Below are 26,059 nucleotides of genomic sequence, written 5' to 3' on the forward strand. Positions count from 1 at the left end.
ATAGAAACAGGTGCCGCTTGCCACCGTTGCTGGCTCGCGATGGGTGGCTGACCTCCCGGGCGGTACCTGATTTCTCCTCCTTTTCCGTTGTGGAAAGCTGCGCCGGCTCTGACCGGCGCTTTTTTTTGCCCGCGCGGTTTCGGCACGCTCCCCATTCCGCGATGCGGAACCACCGCGCGGCGGCCGGCCACTTGTTAAAATAGCCCCTTCCCGGCACGCGTCCGCCCGCCCTGGCTGACGCCGTCCCCACGATCTCCCCGCTCCTGACCGGCTCCTGTTTATGACCGCACGTCGCATCCTCGTCACATCCGCCCTGCCTTATGCCAACGGCCAGATCCATATCGGCCACCTGGTGGAGTACATCCAGACCGATATCTGGGTGCGGTTCCAGCGCATGATGGGCAACGAGGTCTACTACGTCGGCGCCGACGATACGCACGGCACCCCGGTCATGCTGCGTGCTGAAAAGGAAGGCATCACGCCCAAGGCGCTGATCGACCGCGTCTGGACCGAGCACAAGCGCGATTTCGACAGCTTCCTGGTGTCGTTCGACAATTACTACAGCACCGACGCCGAGGAAAACCGCGAACTGTGCGAAAAGATCTACCTGGCCCTGAAAGCCGAGGACCTGATCGCCGAGCGCGAGGTCGAGCAGTTCTACGACCCGGTCAAGAACATGTTCCTGCCCGACCGCTTCATCAAGGGCGAGTGCCCGAAGTGCGGCGCCAAGGACCAGTACGGCGATTCGTGCGAGGTATGCGGCACCACCTATGTGCCGACCGACCTGAAGAACCCCTATTCGGTGGTGTCCGGCGCCACGCCGGTGCGCAAGTCGTCGGCCCACTATTTCTTCAAGCTGTCCGATCCGCGCTGCGAAAGCTTCCTGCGCGAGTGGGTGGCTGACCTGGCCCAGCCGGAAGCCGCCAACAAGATGCAGGAATGGCTCGGCGCCGAGGGCGAGGCCTCGACCCTGTCCGACTGGGACATCTCGCGCGACGCGCCCTACTTCGGCTTCGAGATCCCTGGCGCGCCGGGCAAGTACTTCTATGTGTGGCTGGACGCCCCGATCGGCTACTACGCCAGCTTCAAGAACCTGGCGCAGCAGCGCGGCATCGATTTCGACGCCTGGGTCGGCCCGCACTCGACCGCCGAGCAGTACCACTTCATCGGCAAAGACATCCTGTACTTCCACACGCTGTTCTGGCCGGCGATGCTGCGCTTCTCGGGCTACCGCACCCCGACCAATGTGTTCGCCCACGGCTTCCTGACCGTGGATGGCGCCAAGATGAGCAAGTCGCGCGGCACCTTCATCACCGCGCAGAGCTATATCGACACCGGCATGAACCCGGAGTGGCTGCGCTACTACTTCGCCGCCAAGCTCAACGCCAGCATGGAAGACCTCGACCTGAACCTCGACGACTTCATCGCGCGCGTGAACAGCGACCTGATCGGCAAGTACGTCAACATCGCCAGCCGCGCCGCGGGCTTCCTGGTCAAGCGCTTCGACGGCAAGGTCGACGAAGCCGCGCTGGCCCATCCGCTGCTGGAACAGTTGCGCCAGGCCGCGCCGCAGGTGGCGCACCTCTATGAAAGCCGCGAGTACAGCAAGGCGCTGCGCCTGGTGATGGAGCTGACCGATGGCGTCAATGCCTTCGTCGACACCGAGAAGCCGTGGGAACTGGCCAAGGACGACGGCAAGCGCGCCGCGCTGCATGCGGCGTGCTCGGTCTCGCTGGAAGCATTCCGGCTGCTGACGATCTACCTGAAGCCGGTGGTGCCCAACGTGGCCGCGGGTGTGGAGCGCTTCCTGAATGTCGAGCCGCTGGACTGGCGCGCTATCGACAAGCAGCTGTCGGCCGCCAGCCCGGTGCAGCCCTACCAGCATTTGATGACGCGCGTCGATGCCAAGCAGGTCGACGCGCTGCTGGCCGCCAACCGCGAATCGCTGCAGGCGGCCGCGGCACCGGCCGCCGCCGCAACCGCAATCGAGCCCATTGCCGACACCATCACCATCGATGACTTCGCCAGGATCGACCTGCGCGTGGCGAAGATCGTCGAATGCCAGAAGGTGGAAGGCTCGAACAAGCTGCTGCAGCTGACGCTGGACCTGGGCGAAGGCCGCACCCGCAATGTGTTTTCCGGCATCCAGTCCGCCTACACGCCCGAGCAACTGGTGGGCAAGCTGACCGTGGTGGTGGCCAACCTGGCACCGCGCAAGATGAAGTTCGGCGTGTCCGAAGGCATGGTGCTGGCGGCCTCGGCCGCGGATGAAAAGGCCGCGCCCGGCCTGTATATCCTGGAGCCGCACAGCGGCGCGGTACCGGGCATGCGCATCGGCTGATCGTTCTATCGCGGTTCCCTCTTCCGCAGTGCGGGAGAGGGCCGCAATCCCGCGGCACGCCCGTGACGCGGGTTCGATCGCGGCGAATCGCCGCCCCGCCCCTGACGGCGCGACCACGCGCCCGCCTGAGTCGCCCGAATTCTGCAATGCAGAACAGCACGGCGCTAAATTCCCCCCTATCCCCCGCTCTATGCACACGCGGCATGTCATACATGGTTCCGGCGCATCGCGCTTGTGACCCCCTGGCTTGCCGCGTAGATTCCACCTCGCAGAATCACAAACCACAAAAACAAGAAGCCGGCGACGCAACCCGCTCGCGCGCTTGCGTGCCGCCGCTTCGCATGGAAGGGGACATTTGTGAAGAAGCTCTTGATCGCCAATCGTGGCGAGATCGCGTTGCGCGTGCAGCGCGCCGCCCGCGATCTCGGCATCGCCACCGTGGCCGTCTACGCCGCCGACGATGCCAACAGCCGTCACCGCCTGCTGGCCGACGAAGCCGTCGCGCTGCCGGGCGAGGGGGCGGCGGCCTATCTCGACATCGCTGCCATGATCGCCGCCGCGCGTGCCACCGGTTGCGATGCCATCCACCCCGGTTATGGTTTTCTCAGCGAGCGCGCTGACTTCGCCAACGCCTGCGCAGCGGCGCAGATCGTTTTCGTCGGCCCCGAGCCCGGGCACCTGGCCCTGTTCGGCGACAAGGGCCGCGCGCTGGCGCTGGCGGCCCGCTGTGGCGTGCCGGTGATGCCGGCCACGCCGGGCGGCGCCACGCTCGACGCGGTGGCGGCGTTCTTCGACGAACAGGACGGCGCCGGCGTGGTGCTCAAGGCCGTCGGCGGCGGCGGCGGGCGCGGCATGCGGGTGGTGCGCGAGCGCGACGCGCTGGCTGAAGCCTATGCGCGCTGCCGCTCCGAGGCCCGCTCGGCGTTCGGCGTCGATGCCCTCTACGCCGAGCGTCTGGTGGCCCGCGCGCGCCATGTCGAAGTGCAGATCGCCGGCGACGGCGACAACGTGATCGCGCTGGGCGAACGCGACTGTACGCTGCAGCGCCGCTTCCAGAAGGTGGTGGAGATCGCGCCCAGCCCGGCGCTGGCCCCGGCAATGCGCCAGCGCATCGTTGAGGCCGCCTGCACGCTGGCGCGCGAGGCGCGCTACCGCAGCCTCGGCACCTTCGAATTCCTGGTCGAAGAACCGGCGGACGGCAACCGCGCCGGCGCCGACCTGCCCTTTGTCTTTATCGAAGCCAACCCCCGCCTGCAGGTCGAGCACACCGTCACCGAGCAGGTCACCGGCGTCGACCTGGTCGCCATCCAGCTGGGACTGGCCGAGGGCCGGCGCCTGGCCGAGTTGGGGCTGGACCCCGAGCATCCGCCGCGCATGCGCGGCTATGCGATCCAGGTGCGCGTCAATGCCGAGGCCACGGACGCGCAAGGGCTGGCGCGCCCGGCGCAAGGCCGGCTGGAGCGATTCGATCCACCTACGGGACCGGACGTGCGCGTCGACACCCATGGCTATACCGGCTACGCGCCATCCGCGCACTATGACACGCTGCTGGCCAAGCTGATCGTCACCTCCGCCAGCGACAACTTCGCCGACGCGGTGCGGCGCCTGCAACGCGCGCTGGCCGAATTCAATATCGCCGGCATCGCCACCAACCTGGACCTGCTGCGCGCGTTAGCGGAGCGCGAAGATTTTGCCGCCCAGCGCGTGCATACGCGCTATATGGAAGCCGCGCTGCCCGCGCTGCTGGAACGCGCCGCGCAGATCGGTGCGCAGGACGCGGCACGGCAAGCCCTGGCGGGCGCCGGCGCGGCCGCTCCGGTGGCGGCGCCATCCAGCACCGCCAGCTTCGACGAGCAACTGGGCGAAGGCTTGTGCGCGGTGCGCGCGCCGATGAACGGCCGCGTGATCGAACTGGCGCGCGAGAACGACGTGGTCCAGGCCGGCCAGACCGTGGCGGTGCTCGATGCAATGAAGATGGAACATGCCATCGTTGCCGAGCACGCCGGCCGCGTGCTCGACCTGCGCAGCGCATGCGGCGAGCAGGTGGCCGAGGGCCAGGTGATGCTGGTGCTGGAGCCCGCCGACGCCGGCGCGCAGGACGGCGGCGAAGCCGAATACGCCGACCCCGCGGCGATCCGCCCGGACCTGCAGCGCGTGCTGGACCGCCATGCCTTCCTGTACGACGCCGCCCGCCCGGAGGCGGTGGCGCGCCGCCGCGCGCGCGGCCAGCGCACCGCGCGCGAGAACGTCGACGACCTCTGCGATGCGGGCAGCTTCCGCGAGTACGGCGGCCTGGCGCTGGCGGCGCAGGCCAGCCGGCGCAGCGAGGCCGACCTGATCGCCAACACGCCCGCCGACGGCCTGATCACCGGCACCGGCACGGTCAACGGCAGCCTGTTCGCGCCGGAACGCGCGCGCTGCGCGGTGCTGGCCTACGATGCCACCGTGCTCGCCGGCACCCAGGGCAAGCGCAACCACACCAAGACCGACCGCATCCTGGAAGTGGCGCTGCGCAACCGACTGCCCACGGTGATCTTTGCCGAAGGCGGCGGCGGCCGCCCCGGCGATGTCGACTTCCCCACCGTGGCCGGCCTGTACCAGCCATCGTTCGGGGCGTTCGCCGAGCTCAGCGGCGAAGTGCCGGTGGTTGGCATCGCATCCGGGCGTTGCTTTGCCGGCAATGCCGCGCTGCTGGGCTGCTGCGACCTGATCATTGCCACGCGCAACGCCAACATCGGCATGGCCGGTCCCGCCATGATCGAAGGCGGCGGCCTGGGTGTGTTCCGGCCCGAGGACATCGGACCGGCCGCGGTGCAGTACCACAACGGCGTCGCCGACCTGCTGGTCGACGACGAAGCCGCGGCCGTGGCCGCAGCGAAGCACTATCTGTCGATGTTCCAGGGCCGGGTCGAAGCCTGGCAGGCGCCCGACCCGCTCGCGCTGCGCCACGTGGTGCCCGAAAACCGGCTGCGCGTGTACGACACCCGTGCCGCCATCGCGGCGCTGGCCGACGTAGGCAGCGTGCTGGAGCTGCGCGCGGGCTTCGGCACCGGCATCCACACCGCGCTGGCGCGCATCGAAGGGCGGCCGGTGGGCCTGCTCGCCAACAATCCGCGCCACCTCGGCGGCGCCATCGATGCCGACGCCGCCGACAAGGCCGCGCGCTTCATGCAGCTGTGCAACGCGCACGGGCTGCCGATCGTGTCGCTGATCGACACGCCGGGCTTCATGGTGGGCCCTGAGGTCGAGGCCCGCGCCCAGGTGCGCCACGTGTCGCGCATGTTCGTGATTGGCGCCAAGCTGCGCGTGCCGTTCCTGGCGGTGGTGCTGCGCAAGGGCTACGGGCTGGGCGCGATGGCGATGGCCGCGGGCGGTTTCCGCGCGCCAAGCTTCACAGTGTCGTGGCCGACCGGCGAGTTCGGCGGCATGGGGCTGGAGGGCGCGGTGCGGCTGGGCTTCCGCAAGGAACTCGAAGCGCTGCCGGCCGGGCCGCAGCGCGATGCGCTGTACCAGCAACTGGTGGCGCAGATGTACGAACGAGGCCATGCCATCAACGCCGCGGCGGCGCTGGAACTCGACGCGGTGATCGATCCCGCTGCCACGCGGCAGTGGCTGGTCAGCGGACTCGACGCGGGCGCCGCCGACCCGCAGCGCTCGCAGCGACCGATACGCCCCTTCGTCGACGCCTGGTAGGCGCGGCGGCAGACACCACACCAGAGCGACAGCAAGAGGAGACAGCAGATGAACGAACAGGCGTTCTTCGCGGACCTGGAAGCCCGGCATCGCAAGATCTGGCCCGCCGGCCTGCCCGACACACCGGTCTATCCCCATGGCGAGGCCCCGCTGGGCGACTACCTGCGCGCCTGGGCGCGCAAGCGCCCGGGCCATGCAGCGCTGGTCTGGTACGGCACCACCGTCACATATGCCGAGCTCGACGAACTGTCCGAGCGCTGTGCCGCGCTGCTCAAGGGCCGCGGCGTGGGTGCGGGCGACCGCGTGGCGGTGATGATGGGCAATTGCCCGCAGTTCCACGTGGTGTTCTACGCCATCCTGAAGCTGGGCGCGGTGTACGTGCCGGTCAACCCGCTCTTCAAGGAGCACGAGCTGGTCTATGAGCTGAACGATGCGGGCGCCGCCACCATCGTCGTGCAGGACCAGCTGGCACCGCTGCTGATGTCGGTGCGCGCGCAGACGCCAGTGCAAGCGGTCTACACCATCAGCGCCGGCGCGATGCTGCCGGCGCAGCCTGACCTGCCGCTGCCGGCCGGACTGGACGCGCCCGCGCTGGCCGTGGAAGGCGCCATCGACCTGCTGCAGGCGCTGCGCGGGACCGAACCGGTGGCGTTGCCGCCGGTGGACCTCGACGCGCTGGCGGCGCTCAACTACACCGGCGGCACCACTGGCCTGCCCAAGGGCTGCATGCACACGCAGCGCGACATGCTTTACACCGCGGCGGCCTCGTACGCGCTGACCGGCGGGGTCGACGCGGCACGCCTGGCCGAGGGCTCGGACGACGTGATGCTGAACTTCCTGCCGATGTTCTGGATCGCCGGCGAGAACCTGGGCCTGATCTACCCGATCTTCAGCGGCGCAACCGTGGTGCTGCTGGCGCGCTGGGACCCGCTCGCGGTGATGGCCGCGATCGAGCGCTATCGCGTCAACCGCACCTTCGTGGTGGTCGACAACGCGGTCGAGCTGATGAACCACCCCGATTGCGGCCGCTACGACCTGCGCTCGCTGCAGCATACGCGCGCGGCCTCGTTCATCCGCAAGATCACGCCCGACATCCGCCAGCGCTGGCACGCGCTGACCGGCAGCATCATCGCCGAAGGCGCCTGGGGCATGACCGAAACCCACACCAGCGACACCTTCACCACCGGCATGCAGGCCGACGACCTCGACCTGCGCGGCCGCCCGGTCTTCGTCGGCCTGCCGGTGCCGGGCACGCGCATCAAGATCTGCGACTTCGACACCGGCGCGGTGCTGCCGATCGGCGAGGAAGGCGAGATCGTGGTGAGCACGCCGTCGCTGTTCAAGGGCTACTGGGGCCGTCCCGAGGTGGATGCCGAGGTGTTCCGCGACGGCTGGTTCCGCACCGGCGATATCGGCGCCTACGACGAGGACGGCTACCTGCATTTCCTGGGACGGCGCAAGGAGATGCTGAAGGTGCGCGGCATGAGCGTGTTCCCGTCGGAGCTGGAAGTGCTGCTGTCGCGCCACCCGGCCGTGCTGGGCTCGGCCGTGGTGGGCCGCCCCGACCCGGACAAGGGCCAGGTGCCGGTGGCCTTTATCCGCCTGCGTCCCGAGCATGCCGACGGCACCACCGCCGCCGCGCTGCAAGCCTGGTGCCGCGAGCAGATGGCGGTCTACAAGGTGCCGGAAGTCCGCATCCTGCCGGAGTTTCCGCTGACCGCCACCGGCAAGGTGCGCAAGGTCGAGCTGCAGGCCCTGCTGGACACCGAGGCCGGCGGCTGAGCGCAAGCGCTACCCCTCTGTCTTGCAGCACCGGCGCGGATGCCACGCGCCTCGGCGCCACCCACGGAGCCCCCACGGAGCCATCGGCCATGCACGATCGATCCACCGGCACCATCAAGGAAGACCGCCATTTCGTCACCGCGCTGGCGCGCGGCCTCGAGGTGCTGGCGTGCTTCCGCACCAGCGACCGCGCGCTGCGCAACCAGGAAATCGCACGGCGCTGCCAGCTGCCCAAGTCCACCGTCTCGCGCCTGACTTCCACGCTGACCCGGCTGGGCTACCTGGCGCGCGCCGAGGGCAGCCAGCAGTACCGCCTGGGCACGGCCTGCCTGCGGCTGGGCAGCGCCATGCTGTCGCGGCTGGATATCCGCAAGGTGGCGCGCCCGCTGATGCAGGAGCTGGCTGATTTCTCCGGCGGCACGGTGTCGCTGGGTACGCGCGACCGCTTCTCGATGATCTATGTCGAGCACTGCCGCAGCAGCGCCGCGATTGCGCTGACGCTCGATACCGGCTCGCGCATTCCGGTGGCCACCTCGGCGATCGGCCGCGCCTGGCTGGCGGTGGTGCCCGAGGCCGAGCGGCAAGCCTTCATGGAGCAGGTGCGCGACGTCGACGACCTGGCCTGGCCGCGGCTGCGCCAGGGCATCGAGCAGGCGCTTGCCGATCACGGCAGCCTGGGCGTGACCTGCTCGATGGGCGAGTGGCAGGCCGATGTCAATGGCATCGCGCGCGGCTTCGAGCCCGGCCAGGGCATGCCGCCGATGGCGATCAACGTGGGCGGGCCGTCGTTCCGGCTGTCGCCATCATTCCTGCTCGAGGAAGTGCGGCCGCGCCTGCTGGAGGTGGTGCGCCAACTGGAGAGCAGCTTCCCGCGCTGAGCGCACCCGTTATCCACACCACAGCGCCGCCCCGAGACGGCGCCACAGGAGGAGCACCATGCAAGTGAAACCGACCGTCGCCGCGCGCCACCGTCCGCTCGCCGGCATCCTCGCCGGCGTGCTGGCCGCGGCCATCGTGCCCGCGGCCCACGGCGCGCCGGCGCCGGCCACCGGCAGTCTCACGGTCGCCTTCGGCGCGGAGTCGACCACGCTCGATCCGGTCAAGATCTCGGCCGGCGTCGACCATTACTTTGTCGGCCAGATCTTCGAGATGCTGGTGCGCCGCAATGCCGCGCTCAAGGACGAGAACTGGCTGGCGCAAAGCTGGAAGCTGGAGACCGGCAAGGACGGCAAGCCGGTGCTGGACGTGCAGCTGCGCAAGGGTGTGCGCTTCCACAACGGCGACCCGCTGACATCCGAGGATCTCGAGTTCTCGTGGCAGCGCCAGCGCGATCCCAAGAGCAGCTTCTTCTCGCACTACGTGTCGTCGGTCGAGCGCTTCGAGATAGTTGATGCGCACCGCTTCAGGCTGCATTTCAAGGAGCCGGACGCGCAGTTCATCGTCGGCAACATGCAGCTGTGGGCCATGCCCAAGAAGTACATCCAGAAGGTCGGCGAGGAAGAGTTCGCCCGGAAGCCAGTGGGCACCGGGCCATGGAAGTTCGTCTCGCGCACGGTCAAGGACGAGCTGAAGCTGCAAGCCTTCGACGGCTACTGGAACCAGGACAAGCGCCCGGGCATCAAGGACCTGACCATCAAGGTGATTCCCGAGGACCTGACCCGGGTGGCGGCATTCAAGACCGGCAAGGTCGATTTCATCGACAACGTGCCGCCTTCGATGGTCGAGGAATTCAAGAAAATGCCGGGCGTCAAGACCGTCACGCTGGTCAGCGGCAACAACCTGTTCCTGAACTTCAACACGCAGATGCCGAAGTCGCCGTTCCATGACGTGCGCGTGCGCCAGGCGGCCGCGCATGCGATCGACGTCGACGCCATCATCAAGCGCGTGCTGTTCGGCCAGGGCGAGCGCTACGCGCAGGTGGGCAAGGGCTCCAACGGCTACGATCCCGCGCTCAAGCCTTATGCCTTCGACCAGAAGCGCGCGCGCGAACTGCTGAAGCAGGCCGGCTACCCCAACGGCTTCGACACGCCCTGCTACAACCTCACCACGCCGCGCGAGCCGGGCGTGAAGGAAGTCGGCGAAGCCATGTACGCCTACCTGAGCGCCGTGGGCATCCGCTGCCAGGTGCGCAACCTGGAATACGGCGCGTGGATCAGCCTGGGCAAGCGCGGCCGCTCGGGGCCGCCGGAGATGGACGGCGTGCTCAGCTGGATGTGGTCGCAGGGCCTGCCTGGCGATCCGGGGCTGGCGTGGTCCGGCCACCTGCACAGCTACCAGGCCGGCGGCGGCTGGGGCACTTACTCCTATACCAGCGACCCCGAGGTCGACGCGCTGCTGGAGAAGCAGCGCCAGACCATGGACCCCGCGGCGCGCACCGCGCTGCTGCAGCAGATCGCGCGCCTCAAGCAGGAGCGCGTGCTGGGCGGCCTGCCGACCTACCGCCCGCTGGTGACCTTTGCCTGGCGCGACAACAAGATCGACTACGTGCCGTGGCCGATCCGCGACTACTGGCGCGCGTTCCAGGAAGTCAGCTGGAAGCAGCACTGATGCGCCGCCGCGTCCGGTCGCGCACCAATGTGCGCGCCGGCGCGGCATCCCCGCTGACATTCTCCGATGGAGCCCGCCATGCCCATTGCCAAACGCCTGCTGCACGGCCTGATCAGCATCCTGGGCGCGAGCGTGATCATCTTCCTGATCTCGCGCCTGTCCGGCGACCCGCTGGCCTTGCTGCTGCCCGCCGACGCGCCACCGCAGGTGATCGAACAAACCCGCCAGCATCTCGGCCTGGACCAGCCGCTGGTGGCGCAGTACCTGGTCTTCCTGCGCCACGCCGTCACCGGCGACTTCGGCAATTCCTACCGCTGGCAGGAGCCGGCGCTCGGCCTGATCCTGGAGCGGCTGCCGGCCACGGTGGAACTGGCGCTGGCGGCGCTGGCGTTCTCGATCGCGATGGCGGTGCCGTTCGGGGTGCTGTCGGCGGTCTGGCGCGGCTCGTGGTTCGACCGCTTTGCCAAGGTCTTCGCCATGGCGGGCCAGGCCATGCCCAACTTCTGGGTCGGCCTGCTTCTGATCCTGTTCTTTGCGGTACAGCTGAACTGGCTGCCGGCGTTCGGGCGCGAATCCTGGAACAGCCTGGTGCTGCCCGCGATCGCGCTGGGCTGGTATCCGGTGGCGGCGCAGACCCGCGTGGTGCGCTCTGCCATGCTCGATGTGCTCGACAGCGACTACATCCGCATGGGCCGCGCCATGGGCCTGCCCGAGCGCGTGCTGATCTGGAAGTACGCGCTGCGCAACGCGGCGATTCCGCTGGTGACCATCCTCGGCGTGTATTTCGCGGCGATGCTGGGCGGCGCCTTCGTGGTCGAGGTCATCTTTGCCTGGCCCGGCGTCGGCCGCACCGTGGTCGAAGCCGTGTTCGCGCGCGATTTTCCCGTGGTGCAGGCGGGGGTGATGCTCACCTCCGTGCTGTTCGTGCTGTCCAACCTGCTGGTCGACCTGAGCTACGGCCTGATCGACCCGAGGATCCGCCATGCCTGAGATCGCCATCCCTCCCGCCGGTGCCGCCGCGGCACCCGCGCGCAAGCGCCCGCGGCGCAATCTGCGCGGCCTGCCCTGGTTTGCGCTGGCGGTGCTGCCGCTGCTGCTGGCCTGCGCCGTCGGCGGCGACGCGCTGCTGCCGCATGACCCCAACGGCCTCGACCTGGGCCTTGCGTTCCAGCCGCCGGCCTGGCTGGAAGGCGGCAGCTGGGCCTATCCGCTCGGCACCGACAACATGGGCCGCGACCTGCTGACGCGCATCATGGCCGGCACCCGCATCTCGCTGGTGGTCGCGCTGTACGCCATCCTGATCTCGGGCGGCATCGGCACCGCCGCGGGCATGCTGGCCGGCTACTTCGGCGGGCGCCTCGACGCGCTCATCATGCGGCTGGTCGACATCCAGATGTCGATCCCGGCGCTGGCGCTTGCGCTGGTGCTGGCGGCGGTGCTGGGCCCCGGCTTCGAGACCGTGGTGCTGGTGATCGTGGTCACCTACTGGACCTGGTATGCGCGCATCGTGCGCGGCGAGGTAATGTCGCTCAAGCAGCGCGACTACGTGGCGCTGGCGCGCGTCGCCGGCTGCGGCACCCTCACCATCTTCCGCCGCCACCTGCTGCCCAACCTGTTCAACACGCTGCTGGTGCTGGCCACGCTGCAGGTCGGCCAGGTGATCATCTTCGAGGCCTCGCTCAGCTTTCTCGGCCTGGGCATCCAGCAGCCCGACGTATCGTGGGGGCTGATGCTGGCCGATGCACGCAACTACATCACCAACGCGTGGTGGGCCATCACCATGCCCGGACTGGCCATCATGGCCACCTGCCTGGCGTCCAACCTGCTGGGCGACTGGCTGCGCGACCACTTCGACCCGAAACGGAGGCAGCTATGACCGGCCCCGATCCGCACGTGACGCAACGCCCGTTGCCGACAACCGCCCAGGACGCCCGCCCGCGCGGCACGCCCATGCTGTCGGTGCAGGGCCTGACCACCCACCTCGAGCTGCGCCGCGGCATGGTGCGCGCCGTGGACGGCGTCGACCTGCATGTGAACGAGGGCGAGACCCTGGGCGTGGTGGGCGAGTCGGGCTCCGGCAAGTCCATGACCATCCTGTCGATCCTGCGCCTGCTGCCGCGCCAGGGCGGCGTGCGCCTCGGCGGCAAGGTGCTGCTCGACGGCGTCGACCTGCTGCAGCTGCCGGAAAAGACCATGAGCACGCAGTACCGCGGCCGCAAGATCGCGATGATCTCGCAGGATCCGCTGACCTCGCTGAACCCGGTGTTCACGGTCGGCGACCAGGTCGGCGCGCCGCTGCACTACCACGGCCGCGCCGACAGTCGCGCGGAGCGGCGGCGCCAGGTGGTGCAGGTGCTGGACAGCGTGCGCATCCCCTCGCCGGAGACGCGGCTGGACGATTATCCGCACCAGTTCAGTGGCGGCATGCGCCAGCGCGTGGTGACCGGCATGGCCATCGCCAGCGCGCCGCGCCTGCTGGTGGCCGACGAGCCCACCTCGGCGCTGGACGTGACCATCCAGGTGCAGATCATGGCGCTGTTCCGCAAAATCCAGGCGCAGACCGGCGTCGGCATCATCCTGATCACGCATGACCTGGGCGTGGCGGCCAGCATCTGCCACCGGGTCGCGGTGATGTACGCGGGGCGCATCGTCGAGACCGGCGACGTGCGCACGCTGTACCAGCGCCCCGCCCATCCCTACACGCAGGCCTTGCTGCAGGCCATCCCCCACTTCGGCGAGCGGCGCGAGCGGCTGTACGCGATCCAGGGCAGCCCGCCCAGCCTGGTCGACCCGCCGCACGGCTGCCGCTTCGCGGCGCGCTGTCCGCACCGCAAGCCGCTGTGCGACGACGCCTATCCCCCCGAGATCGAACTCGAATCCGGCCACAAGGTCAGCTGCTGGCTGGCCTCGGCCGGTTGAGACAGCGCAAGCCAGGAGGCGCCATGCTGCTCGAAGTGCAAGACCTGAAGAAGCATTTCCCCGCGCGCGGCGGCGGCACCGTGCGTGCCGTCGACGGCGTCAGCTTTGCCGTCGATGCCGGCCAGACCTTTGCGCTGGTGGGCGAGTCCGGGTGCGGCAAGACCACCATCGCGCGGCAGTTGCTGCTGCTCGAGCGGCCCAGCGCCGGCGCCATCCGCTTCGATGGCCAGGACGTGCTGGCGCTCGACCGCAAGGGCGTGCTGGCCTACCGGCGCCAGGTGCAGGCGGTGTTCCAGGACCCGTCGTCGTCGCTCAACCCGCGGCTCAAGGTCAGCATGCTGCTGGCCGAGCCGCTGCTGGCGCATGGCCAGGGCGGCAACCGCGCCGCGCTGCGGGCGCGGCTGCTGGAACTGCTGGAGATCGTCGGCCTGCCGCCCGGCGCGCTCGACCTGTACCCGCACGAGTTCAGCGGCGGCCAGCGCCAGCGCATCGCGGTGGCGCGCGCGCTGGCGCTGCGGCCGCGGCTGATGGTGCTGGACGAGCCGACCTCGGCGCTGGACGTGTCGATCCGCGCGCAGATCATCAACCTGCTGTCGGACATCCAGCGCAGCTTCGGGCTGGCCTACGTGGTGATCGCCCATGACCTGGCGCTGGTCGAGCACTTCAGTTCGGCGGTGGGCGTGATGTACCTGGGCAATATGGCGGAAAGCGGCCCCAGCGCCGCGGTGTTCGGCGCGCCACGCCATCCCTACACGCAGGCCCTGCTGGGCTCGGCGCCGCGGCCCGACCCGGATCACCAGCCCGCCGAAGGCCTGATCCTCGGCGATATCGGCTCGGCGCTGCACCCGCCGCCGGGCTGCAAGTTCCATCCGCGCTGTCCGCGCGCGCTGCCGGCGTGCGCGGCGGAGGTCCCGCGCATGCGGCGGCTGGACCCGGCCACCGGCCCGGCCGCGCCGGCGCACGTGGCCGCCTGCCATCTGCTGCAGTGACCACGGGCGCAGGGCGTGCGTCAGCCGCCCTGCATCTTCGACGGATCGTCGCTGCGCGAGGTGGTGGTGACCGCACCGTCGCTGTTGAAATGCACGTTGAAGAAGGCCTTGTCGGTGGAGCTTTCCATCCAGCGATAGCCCCACACTTCTTCCTGCTTCAGCGCGAACGCCTCCACCTTGGTGGGCTTGCCCAGCAGGCGGCGGACATCGTCCTTGCTCATGCCGGGGCGCACGCGCGCGAAGTGCTCGGCCGATAGCACTTGCTCGATCTTCGCGACCTTGCCGTCGGCGCCGATGGTGACCATCCACGTGGTGGTGCCCTCGGGACCGCGCGGGTACTCCAGCCGGCGCCCGCCGTCGGCCTCTTCCCAGACGATCTCGGGCTTGCCGGCCTGGCGGCGCAGGTCCTCCTCGGTCGACTGGCCCGGGACGATGCCCTTGAACAGCTCGCTGTCGGGCTTGATCGCGTTCCAGGTGTTGCGCGCGGTCTCGCCCGCCTTCTTCATGGCTTGGTCGACCTTCTGCTGGTCGCAGCCAAACAGCGCAAGCATCGAGGCAATCAGTCCCATGGCGGCAAGGCGTCGCGGCGACGCGGCAAAGGTCGAAGGGAATTCAGCGGCGCACCGGCTCGGCGATGACGGCTGAGGCCGCCTGCGCGGCGCTTTCGGGGTCGAGCTGCTGACTGTCATCCTGCTGGCTCCTTCTGGTGCCGCGGTTCGAGGCTCCGCTGAACAGGTTGGCCCAGCTGTCGAAGCGGCGGTTGAACAAGACCGACAAACCGTTGATGGAGCCGCCCTTGGCAATCAGCGACCAGCGCCGCGAGAACTGCCAGGTCAGCTTCACCACGTTCGAGGCCGAGGTCAGGCTCTGCTCATAGCCGACCGACATGCGTTCGGTGATGGCCTTGCCCATGCTGACTACCTGCTGGTCGTTCAGGCCCGCGGTGCTGGGCCCGATCGAAAATTCATCGATGCCGAAATGCGAGACGATGCCCTTGCCGGCCTTGCCGCCGATCAGCCCCAGCGCGGCGCCGCCCAATGCCGAGCCGCTCAGCTGGCGCTGCTGGCCGGCGCCGGCGCTTTCCGCGCCGTAGCCGAACATCAGCCACGACAGTTTGTCCTCATCGGGCACGTTGGGCTCCGACACCAGCCGCACGCGCGGCAGCCGCACCGTGCCGGTGACCTCGACGCCAGCTTCCACTTCCTGGTTGCGGCGCATGGCGCGGATGTTCATGTTCGGGTTGTCGATCGGGCCGTTGAAGTTGATGATGCCGCGTTCGATGTCGAGCTTGCGCCCGAAGGCCTCGTAAGTGCCACTGGTAACGCGCACCGTGCCAGTGGCCTTCATCGGCGCCAGCGGTTCGCTCTTCACGCCCATCTGCCCGGCCAGCAGCAGGTCCGCGCCGGCGCCGCGGAAGCGGAAGTTGTTGCCGAGGTCGACGCTCAGGTCGATCACCGGGCTGAAGCGGCTGGCAGGCTTGGATTCGGGCATCTGCGTGGCCGCGGTCTTGACCGCGCGCTGGTCCTTGCGCCGGATCACCACGACATCGTCGCCCAGCACCGGCGCGCCAGCCTTGGGCAGGTCGAACAGCCCGCGGTCGACGCGGAACTTGCCGCGGATCACCACCTGCTTGTTCTCGTTGGCAATGCTGGCATCGCCCGATACCACCAGCGTGCGTTCCGGGCTGGCAAACAGCTGCAGCTTGTCGGCGACGATCTTGCCGGTCAGGTTGGGATCGGCCTCGCCCAGCTTGATGTTGCCGGTGGCGGTGAGCTTGCCGTCGCCGCCATGGAACTCCACCTGCCTGAGCTCGACCGTATTCTGGTCGAGCACCACGCGCACGGTGCCGTCGGTCAGGCGCAGCCCCTGGTCGTACAGCGTGACCGCGAGGTTGTCGCCGTTGATGGTGCCGGTCAGCAGCGGTGCCGCCACCGTGCCCGCCAGTCGCATCGCCGCGGCCAGGCGGCCGTCGAAGGCGTACTGCGGGCCGGTCAGCGCTTCCAGCGACTTCAGCCGCGGCACGTCGACGGTGACAGTGCCGCCCAGCGTCGAGGCCGGGCCCACGGTCTGCAGCCCCTGCTCCTGCACCAGGCCGGCCGAGGCATCGACCACTACCTTGCCGATGCGGCCCGACACCATGCCGCCGCGCAGCGCGATGCGGTTGCCGCCGGCGTCGGCGCGCAGGCTGGTCTCGCCCAGGCCAAGGGTGGTAAAGCCCCGGCCTGCGTTGACCGACAGGTCGCCGCTGCGCCGGCGCAGTTCGGCAAACCCGCTGGCGGTCTCGGCCAGCACCAGGTTCCAGCGGCCATCGATGACCAGGTCGGAGCGCACCGGCGGCCGCTCGCCGGTGAGGGTTTCCATCAGTTCCAGCACGCGCCCCACTTGCAGGCCGTCGAGGCTGCCCGCGCTGCGGATGCGGCCATGGTCCCAGTCCAGGCTGTCGATCGCCAGCGTGGCGCGGTCCAACAGCAGGCGCGTGGCGCCCAGGCGCACGCGCTGGTCAGCCACCAGCAGCTGCGTCGGCGCGGCCAGGCGCAGGTTGACGGTGCTGCGCTCTTCCAGCGTGCGGATGGTGCCGTTCCAGCCGTCCTTGCCTTTCCACGCGCCCTGCCCCGCCAGTGCCAGCTGCAAGGGCCGCTGGTTCAGGGTGCCGGCCGCCTTGACGTCGAAAACGTGGTTGGCCTGGGTGCCGTTGAGCGTGGCATCGAGCGTGCTCAGGCTGGCATGCGGGCCGCGGTAGCCGCGCGCCGCCAGCTGCACCGACAGCGGGCCGTCCAGCCCGCCGCGGATTTCGGCGCGGCCGCTGGCGCTGGCCACCTTGTGCGGCCCCACTTCCAGCGTTTGCGCGTTGTAGTCGGCCACCACCTCGGGCTTCTTCAGCGTGCCGGTGATGGTGGCGTCGAGCTTGAGCTTGCCGGCCACGCCGAACTTCAGCCGGTCCAGCTGCGGCGCATCGACCGCCAGTTTCAGCGCATCGCCGCGCGCGCCAAAGCTGCCGCGCAGGCTGGCCTGGTTGCCGGCCATGCTGAGCGCGGCCTCGCTCGGCAACAGCCGCTCGCCCGCCAGGCGCACCTTGCCGCCGCCGGTCATCGGCAGGCCCGCGTATTCGCTTTCATGCACGGCGAAGTCCAGCGCCACGCCCAATTGCGGCGCCAGCTCGCCGGTCGCGGTGAAATCGGCGTTGATGCGGCCCGCGGCCACCTTGGCCACGCGCGCGGGATCGAACGCCGACAGCTTGCCCTTGAAGCTGAACGGCTGCTTGTCCTTCAGCCCCAGCTTGCCTTCGGCGGTCAGCAGGCCGGTGCCGACCACGGCGCGCAGCGCGGCCAGGGTGACGGTCTCGGCGTCCATGCTGGCGTCGGCGAACAGCTTGAACGGCCCGCCCGACAGGTCCAGCGCGACGCTCTGGCGGCCCGGCTCGATGCGGATCACCACCGGGCCCGACAGGCTGGCGCTGGTCAGCGAGCCGTGCAGCGCCGCCGGGTCCAGCCGGCGTACGTCCAGGTCGAAGCCGCCACGGCCGCCGCGCAGCGCACCGCTGCCGGCGATCTCGGCCTTGCCCGTCAGTGCCACGCGCAGGTCCGACACCGCCTGCGCCATCTCGCTCAGTTCGACTCGCGCGCGCACCGATTGCACCGGCAGCCGCTGCTTGTCGAGCGGGCCGGCCTCCAGGTTGCGGATTTCGATATCGCCGGCGACCGCCAGCGGCGCCGCAGAGGGGGCGGCACCGGGCGCCGACGCGGCTGACGCCGCTGGCGCGGAAGCCGCCGCGGGCGCCGACGCGGCGCCCGCCACCGGTCGCAGTTCAGCATGCACGGTCAGGTTGGCCTGCGGCGCCGACGGACTGAACAGGCGCGGGTTGATGCGGTCGCCATCGACCAGCAGGTGCGTGAACGGGACCTTGCCGAATGGCGTCAGGTCCGCGCCGGCGCGCAGGTGGATGCGCTCGCCGCTGGCCTGCACCTCGGCGCGCAATGCATCGAGGTTGCCATTGGCGGTGGCATTGACGGCGAAGGCCTCGTCCTGCCAGCTGCTTTCCAGCAAGGCTTCCGCGCTGAGTGCAAATGGGGCGGCGGCGCCCAGTTGCGCATTGGCCGCCAGCTTGCCGTAAGGCGTTTCCAGCTTGTCGACGCTGACGCGGTGGCGCTGGCCGTCGCTGTGCAGGGCGCCGGCCAGGTTGCTGAACACCATCGGCTCGGCTGTCGGCGCCGGGCCCTGCAATAGCGACAGGCGCTCGAGCGTGAGCGTATCGACATCGATGGCCAGCGGCAGTTCGAGCGAAGCAGGCTTCTGCATCGGCCCGGTGCTGGGCTCGGCAGGGCCGAGCCGCACTTCGGCCTTGCCGATGCGCAGCCACTGCACATGCAACCGCCGCGGCTGCCAACTCAGGTTCCAACTGCCATCGATGCGGTCGACCGTCACGCGGGTCTGGCCGCTGGCGAACACCACGTCACGCAGGCGCAGGCCATGCGCCACGGTGCCGCCTTCCAGGCGGCCGCCGAGCATGCCGGCCGACAGCCGCGTGGCGAGCGTCCACAGGTGTCGCGTGCCAGTCTCGGTGCGCAGCGCCGCCACGCCCGCGGCTGCCAGCGCCACCACCAGCAACAGCAGGATCCCGGCCAGCCAGCCCAGCACGCGCCACAGTCGCCGGCGCTTGCGCGGCGCGGGCGCGTTCGGCGGGGGCGCCTGGTCGCCGCCGCCGGGCATGGCAGGCAAATCGTGCACGTTCATCAGAACGCCACCCCCAGCGAGATATGCGGCCGGAACTGCCGCTCCTGGATGCCGTAGCCCACGTCGAGCTGCAGCGGGCCCACTGGCGTGCGCCAGCGCACGCCGACACCCACGCCGTTGTAGATCGTCACGCCGCGCAGGTTGTCGGCGGCTGTGCCGGCGTCCCAGAACACGGCCACGCCCCAGTCCGGCTTGAACCAGTACTGGTATTCCAGGCTGCCGGTGCCGAGGTACTTGGCCGGCAAGATGCTGGCGCCGCTGGGCGTGCCGATCGACTGGTAGCTGTAGCCACGGATCGAATCGGTGCCGCCGGCGCGAAAGCGCAGCGTAGCCGGGATCTGGCTGGAGCTGTCGCCGGTCAGGTCGGCGCCCAGCTCGAGGCGGGCCACCACCAGGTCGCGCGTACCGACCGGGATGTACTGCCGGATGCGGCCATACAGCCGCAGGAACGTGGCATCGCTGAGCAAGCCCTTGGCCGCCACACCGATCTGGGTGCTGATCACATTGCCGTGGCGCGGGAACACCGGGTTGTCGACGTCGCGGCGGGTCCAGGCGAAGGCCGGCACCAGCGCCTTGCTGATCTGGCCGGGCTGCCCCACCGGCAGCAGCTTGTCGTAGTAGAAGTCCAGCGACGTGGTCACGTCGTATTTCTCGCGCGAGCGCGAGCGCTTCAGGCCCGTGCGCAGGCTGGTGGTGTCGGTGTTCTCGATGTCGATGGTGCGCTCGTAGCTGCTGTACACGCTGTTGCGGTAGGCACCGCGGGACGGCGGCATCGCCGCCTCGGCGAACAGATAGGAACGCTTTTGTTCGATGCGCGCCTGCGAGTCGAAGGTCCAGGCGCGGTTGAACAGGTTGTAGTACGAATAACGCCCTTCGACCTGCGCCCCGGTATCGGTGGTAAAGCCGACGCCGCTATTGAGCCGGTGCACTGGATATTCGCGCACGCGCACCGACACTGGCGCGGTGACCACGCCGTCGGGCGCCTTGTCGGCGTCCGGCGGCGGCTCCAGGTCGACCAGCACGTTGGAGAAATACGGCTGGTTCTGGATCGCGCGCTGCAGCTCCAGTAGCCGCTCCACCCGGTACGGCTCGCCCTCGTTGAGGGGATTGACGTTGTAGATGATCTGCTCCGGGTACCGGCGCGTGCCGGTGACCTTGAGTGCGCCCAGCCGGTAGGCCGGGCCGCTGGCATAGTGCGTCGACAGGTCCGCGCGCAGCTCGTCCGGCTCGATCCGCGCCTGCGACGCAGCCAGCCGCGCGCCGTAGTAGGTGTGGCTCTGCAGGGTGACCAGCGCGTCTTCCTTGGCCTTGTCCCAGTCGTTCTGGCGAAACGGCTCGCCGACCGGCAGGCCCCATTTGGCCTTCATTTCCGCCACCTGCGCGGGGGCTTGCGTGGCGGCGGGGCCCGTCACCTGGATGTCGACGTTGCGAATCAGCGTGCGCGCGCCGGGGTCGACCATCACGTGGACTACACGCTTGTCGCCCTCGCCTTCCACGCGCGTGGTGGTGGTGGGATCGAAATAGCCTTCGGTGGAGGCGAAGGCCCGCACCTGCTCGCCGACAGTCTCGACCATATAGTCGAACTGGTCCTGGGACAGGTCAGTGCGCTCCTTGTAGCGGGCCAGGTCGAGGTGCTCTTCGAGCATCTCGCGGATCGGCTTGGGCGCTTCGACGTCAACCTTGTAGGCGGCTCTGGCCGTACCGGCCGCCAGGGCCAGCGCCAGCGCCCCGAGCGCCGCCAGGGCGCGCGCGGCCGGGCGCCTGGCGGCGCGGCCAGCCGAGTCAGCGGTGTTAGCGGTGTCTTGCGGCATCGCCCGATTGTCCACACATACAAAGTCGGTATTTGACCACACCCGGCCTGGCGCCCGGAACTTTCCTGCGCATGACGGCAGTTTGCGGCGCCCGAGCCCCCGGCTGGCGTGCATCCCGGGGTGCCGATACTGTAAAATCATGGCCCACTGTACCTATCTGGCGCCCGCACGGGTGCATCCCGGTTGAACATGGCCCTCTACGAATCCGATATCACCCAGTTCCTGAAGCAGCTCAAGCAAGAGCGCCCGACGCTGGAGGCCGAGCAGCGCGACGGCCGCGCCCTGCTGTGGGACAAGGCCCCGATCGACCTCGAAGAGCGCGCCCGCGCCCAGGCTTCGCGCGTGGCGCAAAAGCCTTACGTCTACTCGCAGGACAACTGATTCCCGCCGCCCCCGCGTCCGAGCCGACAGCATGAGCGCAGGCGACCAGGACAAGCTGCCGCTGCCCGTGGAGCTGCCGGCCGTCGCGCCCGCTGCCGCGCCCGGTCCGGCCGGCCCCGCCGACATGGTCGACGGGATGGCGTTCGCGCGCCTGTACGGCGAGCCGCTGTTCAAGCTGCCGCAGGACCTGTACATCCCGCCCGACGCGCTCGAAATCTTCCTGGAAGCCTTCGAAGGCCCGCTGGACCTGCTGCTGTACCTGATCCGCAAGCAGAACTTCAACGTCCTCGACATCCCGATGTCGCAGGTCACGCGCCAGTACCTGTCCTACATCGAGCAGATCCGCAAGACCAACCTGGAGCTGGCCGCCGAATACCTGCTGATGGCGGCGATGCTGATCGAGATCAAGTCGCGCATGCTGCTGCCGGTCAAGAAGGCCGACAGCGACGATGAGGCCGAAGACCCGCGCGCCGAGCTGGTGCGCCGCCTGCTGGAATACGAGCAGATGAAGCTGGCCGCGCAGCGCCTCGATACCGTGCCGCAGCTGGGCCGCGACTTCCTGCGCTCGCAGGTCTATATCGAGCAGAGCCTGGTACCGCGCTTTCCCGAGGTGGAAACCGTGGACCTGCAGGCGGCCTGGGCCGACGTGCTCAAGCGCGCCAAGCTCAACCAGCACCACAAGATCTCGCGCGAGGAACTGTCGGTGCGCGAGCACATGAGCCAGATCCTGCGCCGGCTGCAACATGCGCGCTTCATGGAGTTCTCGGAGCTGTTCGAGGACGCGGTGCGCTCCGGCAAGGGCGTGCCGGTGGTGGTGGTGAACTTTATCGCCATGCTCGAGCTGTCGCGCGAAGCGCTGGTCGAGATCACCCAGGCCGAACCGTTCGCGCCAATTTATGTGCGATTGGCGTACAGCCCCAGCTGACCCACCCGCGCCGCGGGGGCCGGCCCCGCGCCAGTTGTTCTACAATCCGCCGACAGCCGGCCCAGACCGGCAAGGCTTGCGCCGTCCGCCAAGGACAGGCGTCCGGGTCACACCTACACGACCAGCACACCAAGGCAGATGAAAGTCATTTCCTCCATCCAAGAGCTGCGGGACCAGCTGCGCGGCCAGAACCGCGCGGCCTTTGTCCCCACCATGGGCAACCTGCACGAAGGGCACCTGTCGCTGATGCGCCTGGCGCGCCAGCATGGCGACCCGGTGGTGGCATCGATCTTCGTGAACCGCCTGCAGTTCGGCCCCAACGAGGATTTCGACAAGTACCCGCGCACGCTGCAGGACGACATCGAAAAGCTGCAGAGCGAAGGCGTCTACGTGCTGTTTGCGCCTTCCGAGCGCGACATGTACCCCGAGCCACAGGAATACCGCGTCGAGCCGCCGCATGACCTGGGCGACATCCTGGAAGGGGAATTCCGCCCCGGTTTCTTCAAGGGCGTGTGCACGGTGGTGATGAAGCTGTTCTCGTGCGCGCAGCCGCGCGTGGCGGTGTTCGGCAAGAAGGACTACCAGCAGCTGATGATCGTGCGCCGCATGGTGCAGCAGTTCGCGCTGCCGATCGACATCATTCCCGCCGAGACCGTGCGCGCGGAAGACGGCCTGGCGCTGTCGTCGCGCAACCGCTACCTGAGCCCGGACGAGCGCGCCGAGGCGCCGGTGCTGTACCGCACCCTGCATGAGGTGCGCGACACCGTGCTGGGCGGCGACCGCCCATCGGCCGACCTGCTGGCGGTGGAGGCCAACGCCTGCGCTGCGCTGGAACAGCGCGGCTGGAAGCCGGACTATGTGTCGATCCGCAAGCGTGTCGACCTGCAGGCGCCGACGCGCGAGGAGTTCCTCGCCGGCGAGCCGCTGGTGATCCTGACGGCGGCCAAGCTCGGCGCGACCCGGCTGATCGACAACCTGGAAATCTGAGCGGCGCAGCCGCCGTCCCGGCAGAGACAGAAGCAAAAGGCAGGCCCCGCGGCCTGCCTTTTTTCATGCCCGGCGCATGTTGGTGCGCTGCGCGGTCTTCACCACATGCCGCTGGTGGCCGCGCCGGCGCTTCCACCAGATCAGCGTGCCGGTCACGGCAAACGCCAGCGGTGCCAGCCCGAACAGCGTGATAAAGATGCGCCCGGGCAGGCCAAAGGCTTCGCCGGTATGCAGCGGGAACAGCCAGTTCAGCAGCGTGTCGCCGGCCGGTGCCTGCTGCGGATCGCGCACACCCAGGCGCGCGCCGGTCCAGGCATCGAGCCACAGCCGCGTGGCGCCAGTGTGCTGGCGCACCTCGCCGGGCTGGCGCAGCCGGACCTCGAAGGCGTCGCCGGGCTTGCGCGGAAAGCCGATGCGCGTGACCTGCGCCTGCGGGTACTGCGCCTGCGCCGCGGCCATGATCGCGCCCGCCTCTAGCGGCCGCGACCCGGCCGGCGCGGGGGCCGAGACATGTTTGGCCGCTGGCGTCACGGTCATCACCCCCGCCACGATCGGCGTGACCCACTTGGGCAGGTTCAGGTACCAGCCAGAAAACGCGATGGTGGCCAGCACCGGCGCGGCCAGGACGCCGCCGGCGCGGTGCAGCGAATAATTGAAGCGCGACCACGAGCCGCCATGCGTGATACGGAACGCCTGCACCACCGAGCGCAGCTTCATCTTGGGCCACCACACCGCCACCCCCACCAGCGTGGTCAGCAACAACAGCATGCCGGCCACGCCGGTAATGGTCTTGCCGGTCTCGCCCGACAGCAGGTAGCGGTGCAGGTGGAACAGCGTCGGCAGCAGCAGCCGACGCGACAAGCCGGCCTCGCCCCAGACGCGCTCGCCCTTCACTTCCAGCGTGACCGGGTCGACCATCACCTGGCGCGAACGCCCGGGCACGAGGCCGCCGGGCCCCTTGACCGGATACCAGGCGACAAAGACGCCGTCGGCATGGTCCGGCAGCATCAGCAGGTTGGGCTTGCCGTAAGGCGCCGCCGCCAGCCGCTCGGTCACGGCCTGGACGGTGTCCGGGGTTACCGGCGCGGTCATCGGCGCGGAGGCGACCAGCAGGTCTGGATTGAGCCAGGCATCGAGCTCATCGCGCCAGGCGATAGTCGTGCCGGTCAGTCCCATCAGGACGAACAGCAGGCCGAGACTGAGGCCGATATAGCGATGGAGCTTGACGAGGACGACGCGCGGGCGGCCGGTGACCATGACGGGGAGCAGTACGTTGAGCGGACGCCGCAAGGCATGGAATATGGCGCAAAAGCCATCCCCGTGCCGCGTTGCGAATGCGAAGGATTCGCGATTCTAGCAGGGCCGTTGCGCATGGCGGCAGCACGCGCCGCAGCGTGTCAGCGCCGCAGCGGCGCCAGCAATGCCCCAAGGTCCAGGTGCGCGGCCATGGTATCGGCCAGGCGCTCGATCGACGCTTCGCGCAGCGCATCGAGATCCACTGCCTCGGCGCCGTCCAGTCCGGCCCAGCGCAGCAGCGCCTGGCAGCCGGCGGGTTCGTCGAACAGGCCATGGACGTAAGTGGCCAGCACCTGCCCGTCAGCCGAGCGCGCACCGTCCGGGCGCACCGAGCCGTCGCCGCGATCGAGCCACAGGGCCGGCTGCTCCAGGCCCTTGCCGGTGGTGACGCCGAGGTGGATCTCGTAGCCGCGCACCGGCGCGCCGGCCGCCTCCAGCGCCAGCCGGCCGCCCACCTGGCGCAGCTGCTTCTCGGCGGCCAGCGTGGTGTCGTAGTCGAGCCAGCCCAGGCCCGCGCTGCTGCCGGCCGGGCCTTCACGGCCATCGGGGTCGTGCACTTGCCGCCCCAGCATCTGCATGCCGCCGCAGATCCCGATCAGCTTGCCGCCGTAGCGCAGGTGCCGCGCCAGCGCGGTGTCCCAGCCCTGCGCGCGCAGGAAGTCGAGGTCGCCGCGCACGTTCTTGCTGCCGGGCAGCACCACCAGGTCGGCCGGCGGCATCGGCCGGCCCGGCCCGACAAACTGCAGGTCGACCTGCGGATGCGCGCGCAGCGCATCGAAGTCGGTATGGTTGGCGATGCGCGGCAGCACCGGCACGACCACGCGCAGGCGCCGCGCCGGCATGCCGGCGGCGGCGTCGGACTGCGCGCCGATGATGGCGTCCTCGGCATCCAGGTGCAGGCCGTGCAGGTAAGGCAGCACGCCGAATACTGGCTTGCCGGTGCGCGCCACCAGCCAGTCCAGCCCGGGCTCCAGCAGCCCGATATCGCCGCGGAAACGGTTGATGATGAAGCCGGTCACGCGCGCGCGCTCGCTGTCGGACAGGCAGTCGAGCGTGCCCACCAGGTGCGCGAACACGCCGCCGCGGTCGATGTCCGCCACCAGCACCACCGGGCAGTCGACGCGCTCGGCAAAGCCCATGTTGGCGATGTCGCGCTCGCGCAGGTTGACTTCGGCCGGGCTGCCGGCGCCCTCCACCAGCACCACGTCATAGGCCCGCGCCAGGCGCGCGTGCGAGGCCAGCACGGCCTTCATCGCCTCCGGCTTGTAGGCGTGGTAGGCGCGCGCATCGAGGTCCAGCCGCGCCCGGCCGTGGATGATGACCTGCGCGCCAGTGTCGCTGCTGGGCTTGAGCAGCACCGGGTTCATGTCGGTATGCGGCAACAGCCGCGCGGCCTGCGCCTGCAGCGCCTGGGCCCGGCCGATCTCGCCGCCGTCGGCGGTGACAGCGCTGTTCAGCGCCATGTTCTGCGGCTTGAATGGCACCACGGGGGTGCCAGCCCGGGCCAGCACCCGGCACAGGCCAGCCACGATGGTGCTCTTGCCGGCATCCGAGGTGGTGCCCTGGACCATCAACGTGCCGCGCAGGGCACCCGGCATCTGGAATTGCGAAGAGTCGGATTGCATCGGCGAATTATCGCACCGCCCCGCACGCGGGC

The 26,059-nt window shown here is 69.4% G+C and carries 17 protein-coding genes; 12 read left to right on the forward strand and 5 right to left on the reverse strand.

What is annotated here, in order from left to right; translation table 11 throughout:
- Positions 1-280: 280 nt before the first annotated feature.
- From metG to E5S69_RS16485, 9 genes are all read left to right on the forward strand, one after another.
- Positions 281-2,341, forward strand: a complete 2,061-nt coding sequence (gene metG, locus E5S69_RS16445) for a methionine--tRNA ligase (RefSeq protein WP_171515728.1) — start codon at positions 281-283, stop codon at positions 2,339-2,341.
- Between the two features lie 357 nt (positions 2,342-2,698).
- Positions 2,699-6,034, forward strand: coding sequence for a carboxyl transferase domain-containing protein (locus E5S69_RS16450; RefSeq protein WP_171515729.1), 3,336 nt, complete (start codon positions 2,699-2,701; stop codon positions 6,032-6,034).
- Between the two features lie 48 nt (positions 6,035-6,082).
- Positions 6,083-7,816 carry an AMP-binding protein gene (locus E5S69_RS16455; protein WP_171515730.1) on the forward strand — a complete coding sequence of 578 codons (1,734 nt, stop codon included), beginning with the start codon at positions 6,083-6,085 and terminating at the stop codon, positions 7,814-7,816.
- Positions 7,817-7,905: 89 nt separating this feature from the next.
- Complete coding sequence (locus E5S69_RS16460) at positions 7,906-8,694, forward strand: IclR family transcriptional regulator (protein WP_171515731.1); 789 nt, start codon at positions 7,906-7,908, stop codon at positions 8,692-8,694.
- 58 nt (positions 8,695-8,752) lie between these two features.
- On the forward strand, positions 8,753-10,363 hold the full coding sequence (locus E5S69_RS16465) for an ABC transporter substrate-binding protein (RefSeq protein ID WP_171515732.1): 1,611 nt from the start codon (positions 8,753-8,755) through the stop codon (positions 10,361-10,363).
- 78 nt (positions 10,364-10,441) lie between these two features.
- Positions 10,442-11,353 carry an ABC transporter permease gene (locus E5S69_RS16470; protein ID WP_171515733.1) on the forward strand — a complete coding sequence of 304 codons (912 nt, stop codon included), beginning with the start codon at positions 10,442-10,444 and terminating at the stop codon, positions 11,351-11,353.
- Positions 11,346-12,239, forward strand: coding sequence for an ABC transporter permease (locus E5S69_RS16475; RefSeq protein ID WP_171515734.1), 894 nt, complete (start codon positions 11,346-11,348; stop codon positions 12,237-12,239). Before E5S69_RS16470 ends, E5S69_RS16475 begins: the two co-directional genes overlap by 8 nt.
- Entirely contained in the window at positions 12,236-13,282 is a 1,047-nt protein-coding gene (locus E5S69_RS16480) for an ABC transporter ATP-binding protein (RefSeq protein ID WP_171515735.1), read from the forward strand. Before E5S69_RS16475 ends, E5S69_RS16480 begins: the two co-directional genes overlap by 4 nt.
- Positions 13,283-13,305: 23 nt before the next feature.
- The gene (locus tag E5S69_RS16485; RefSeq protein ID WP_171515736.1) at positions 13,306-14,271 is read left to right on the forward strand and encodes an ABC transporter ATP-binding protein; all 966 of its coding nucleotides are present in this window, start codon (positions 13,306-13,308) and stop codon (positions 14,269-14,271) included.
- A 20-nt stretch (positions 14,272-14,291) separates the two neighbouring features.
- On the opposite strand, the gene bamE is transcribed toward E5S69_RS16485, so the two are convergent.
- From bamE to E5S69_RS16500, 3 genes are read right to left on the reverse strand one after another with little or no spacing between them, the layout of a single operon-like run.
- Positions 14,292-14,840, reverse strand: a complete 549-nt coding sequence (bamE, locus tag E5S69_RS16490; protein WP_171515737.1) for an outer membrane protein assembly factor BamE domain-containing protein — start codon at positions 14,838-14,840, stop codon at positions 14,292-14,294.
- A 43-nt stretch (positions 14,841-14,883) separates the two neighbouring features.
- Positions 14,884-19,002, reverse strand: a complete 4,119-nt coding sequence (locus E5S69_RS16495) for a translocation/assembly module TamB domain-containing protein (protein ID WP_171515738.1) — start codon at positions 19,000-19,002, stop codon at positions 14,884-14,886.
- Positions 19,002-20,813, reverse strand: a complete 1,812-nt coding sequence (locus E5S69_RS16500) for an autotransporter assembly complex protein TamA (RefSeq protein ID WP_171515739.1) — start codon at positions 20,811-20,813, stop codon at positions 19,002-19,004. Before E5S69_RS16500 ends, E5S69_RS16495 begins: the two co-directional genes overlap by 1 nt.
- Before the next feature lie 189 nt (positions 20,814-21,002).
- Between E5S69_RS16500 and E5S69_RS16505 the strand changes: the two genes are divergently transcribed.
- From E5S69_RS16505 to panC, 3 genes are all read left to right on the forward strand, one after another.
- Positions 21,003-21,194, forward strand: a complete 192-nt coding sequence (locus tag E5S69_RS16505) for a DUF3460 family protein (protein WP_018008060.1) — start codon at positions 21,003-21,005, stop codon at positions 21,192-21,194.
- 31 nt (positions 21,195-21,225) lie between these two features.
- Positions 21,226-22,119: a segregation and condensation protein A gene (locus tag E5S69_RS16510; protein WP_171515740.1), complete on the forward strand. Its 894-nt coding sequence runs from the start codon at positions 21,226-21,228 to the stop codon at positions 22,117-22,119.
- Between the two features lie 138 nt (positions 22,120-22,257).
- A complete protein-coding gene (panC, locus tag E5S69_RS16515; RefSeq protein WP_171515741.1) occupies positions 22,258-23,106 on the forward strand; it encodes a pantoate--beta-alanine ligase in 849 nt (282 codons plus the stop codon).
- Positions 23,107-23,169: 63 nt separating this feature from the next.
- Here panC and E5S69_RS16520 read toward each other — a convergent pair whose 3' ends face one another.
- Positions 23,170-24,363 (reverse strand): PepSY-associated TM helix domain-containing protein, encoded by a 1,194-nt coding sequence (locus E5S69_RS16520; protein ID WP_171515742.1) that lies wholly within the window; start codon positions 24,361-24,363, stop codon positions 23,170-23,172.
- A 140-nt stretch (positions 24,364-24,503) separates the two neighbouring features.
- Entirely contained in the window at positions 24,504-26,027 is a 1,524-nt protein-coding gene (locus E5S69_RS16525) for a cobyric acid synthase (RefSeq protein ID WP_171515743.1), read from the reverse strand.
- Positions 26,028-26,059: the final 32 nt, after the last annotated feature.

Origin of the sequence: Cupriavidus necator (genome assembly GCF_013141915.1) — a bacterium.
Lineage (GTDB): Bacteria > Pseudomonadota > Gammaproteobacteria > Burkholderiales > Burkholderiaceae > Cupriavidus > Cupriavidus necator_B.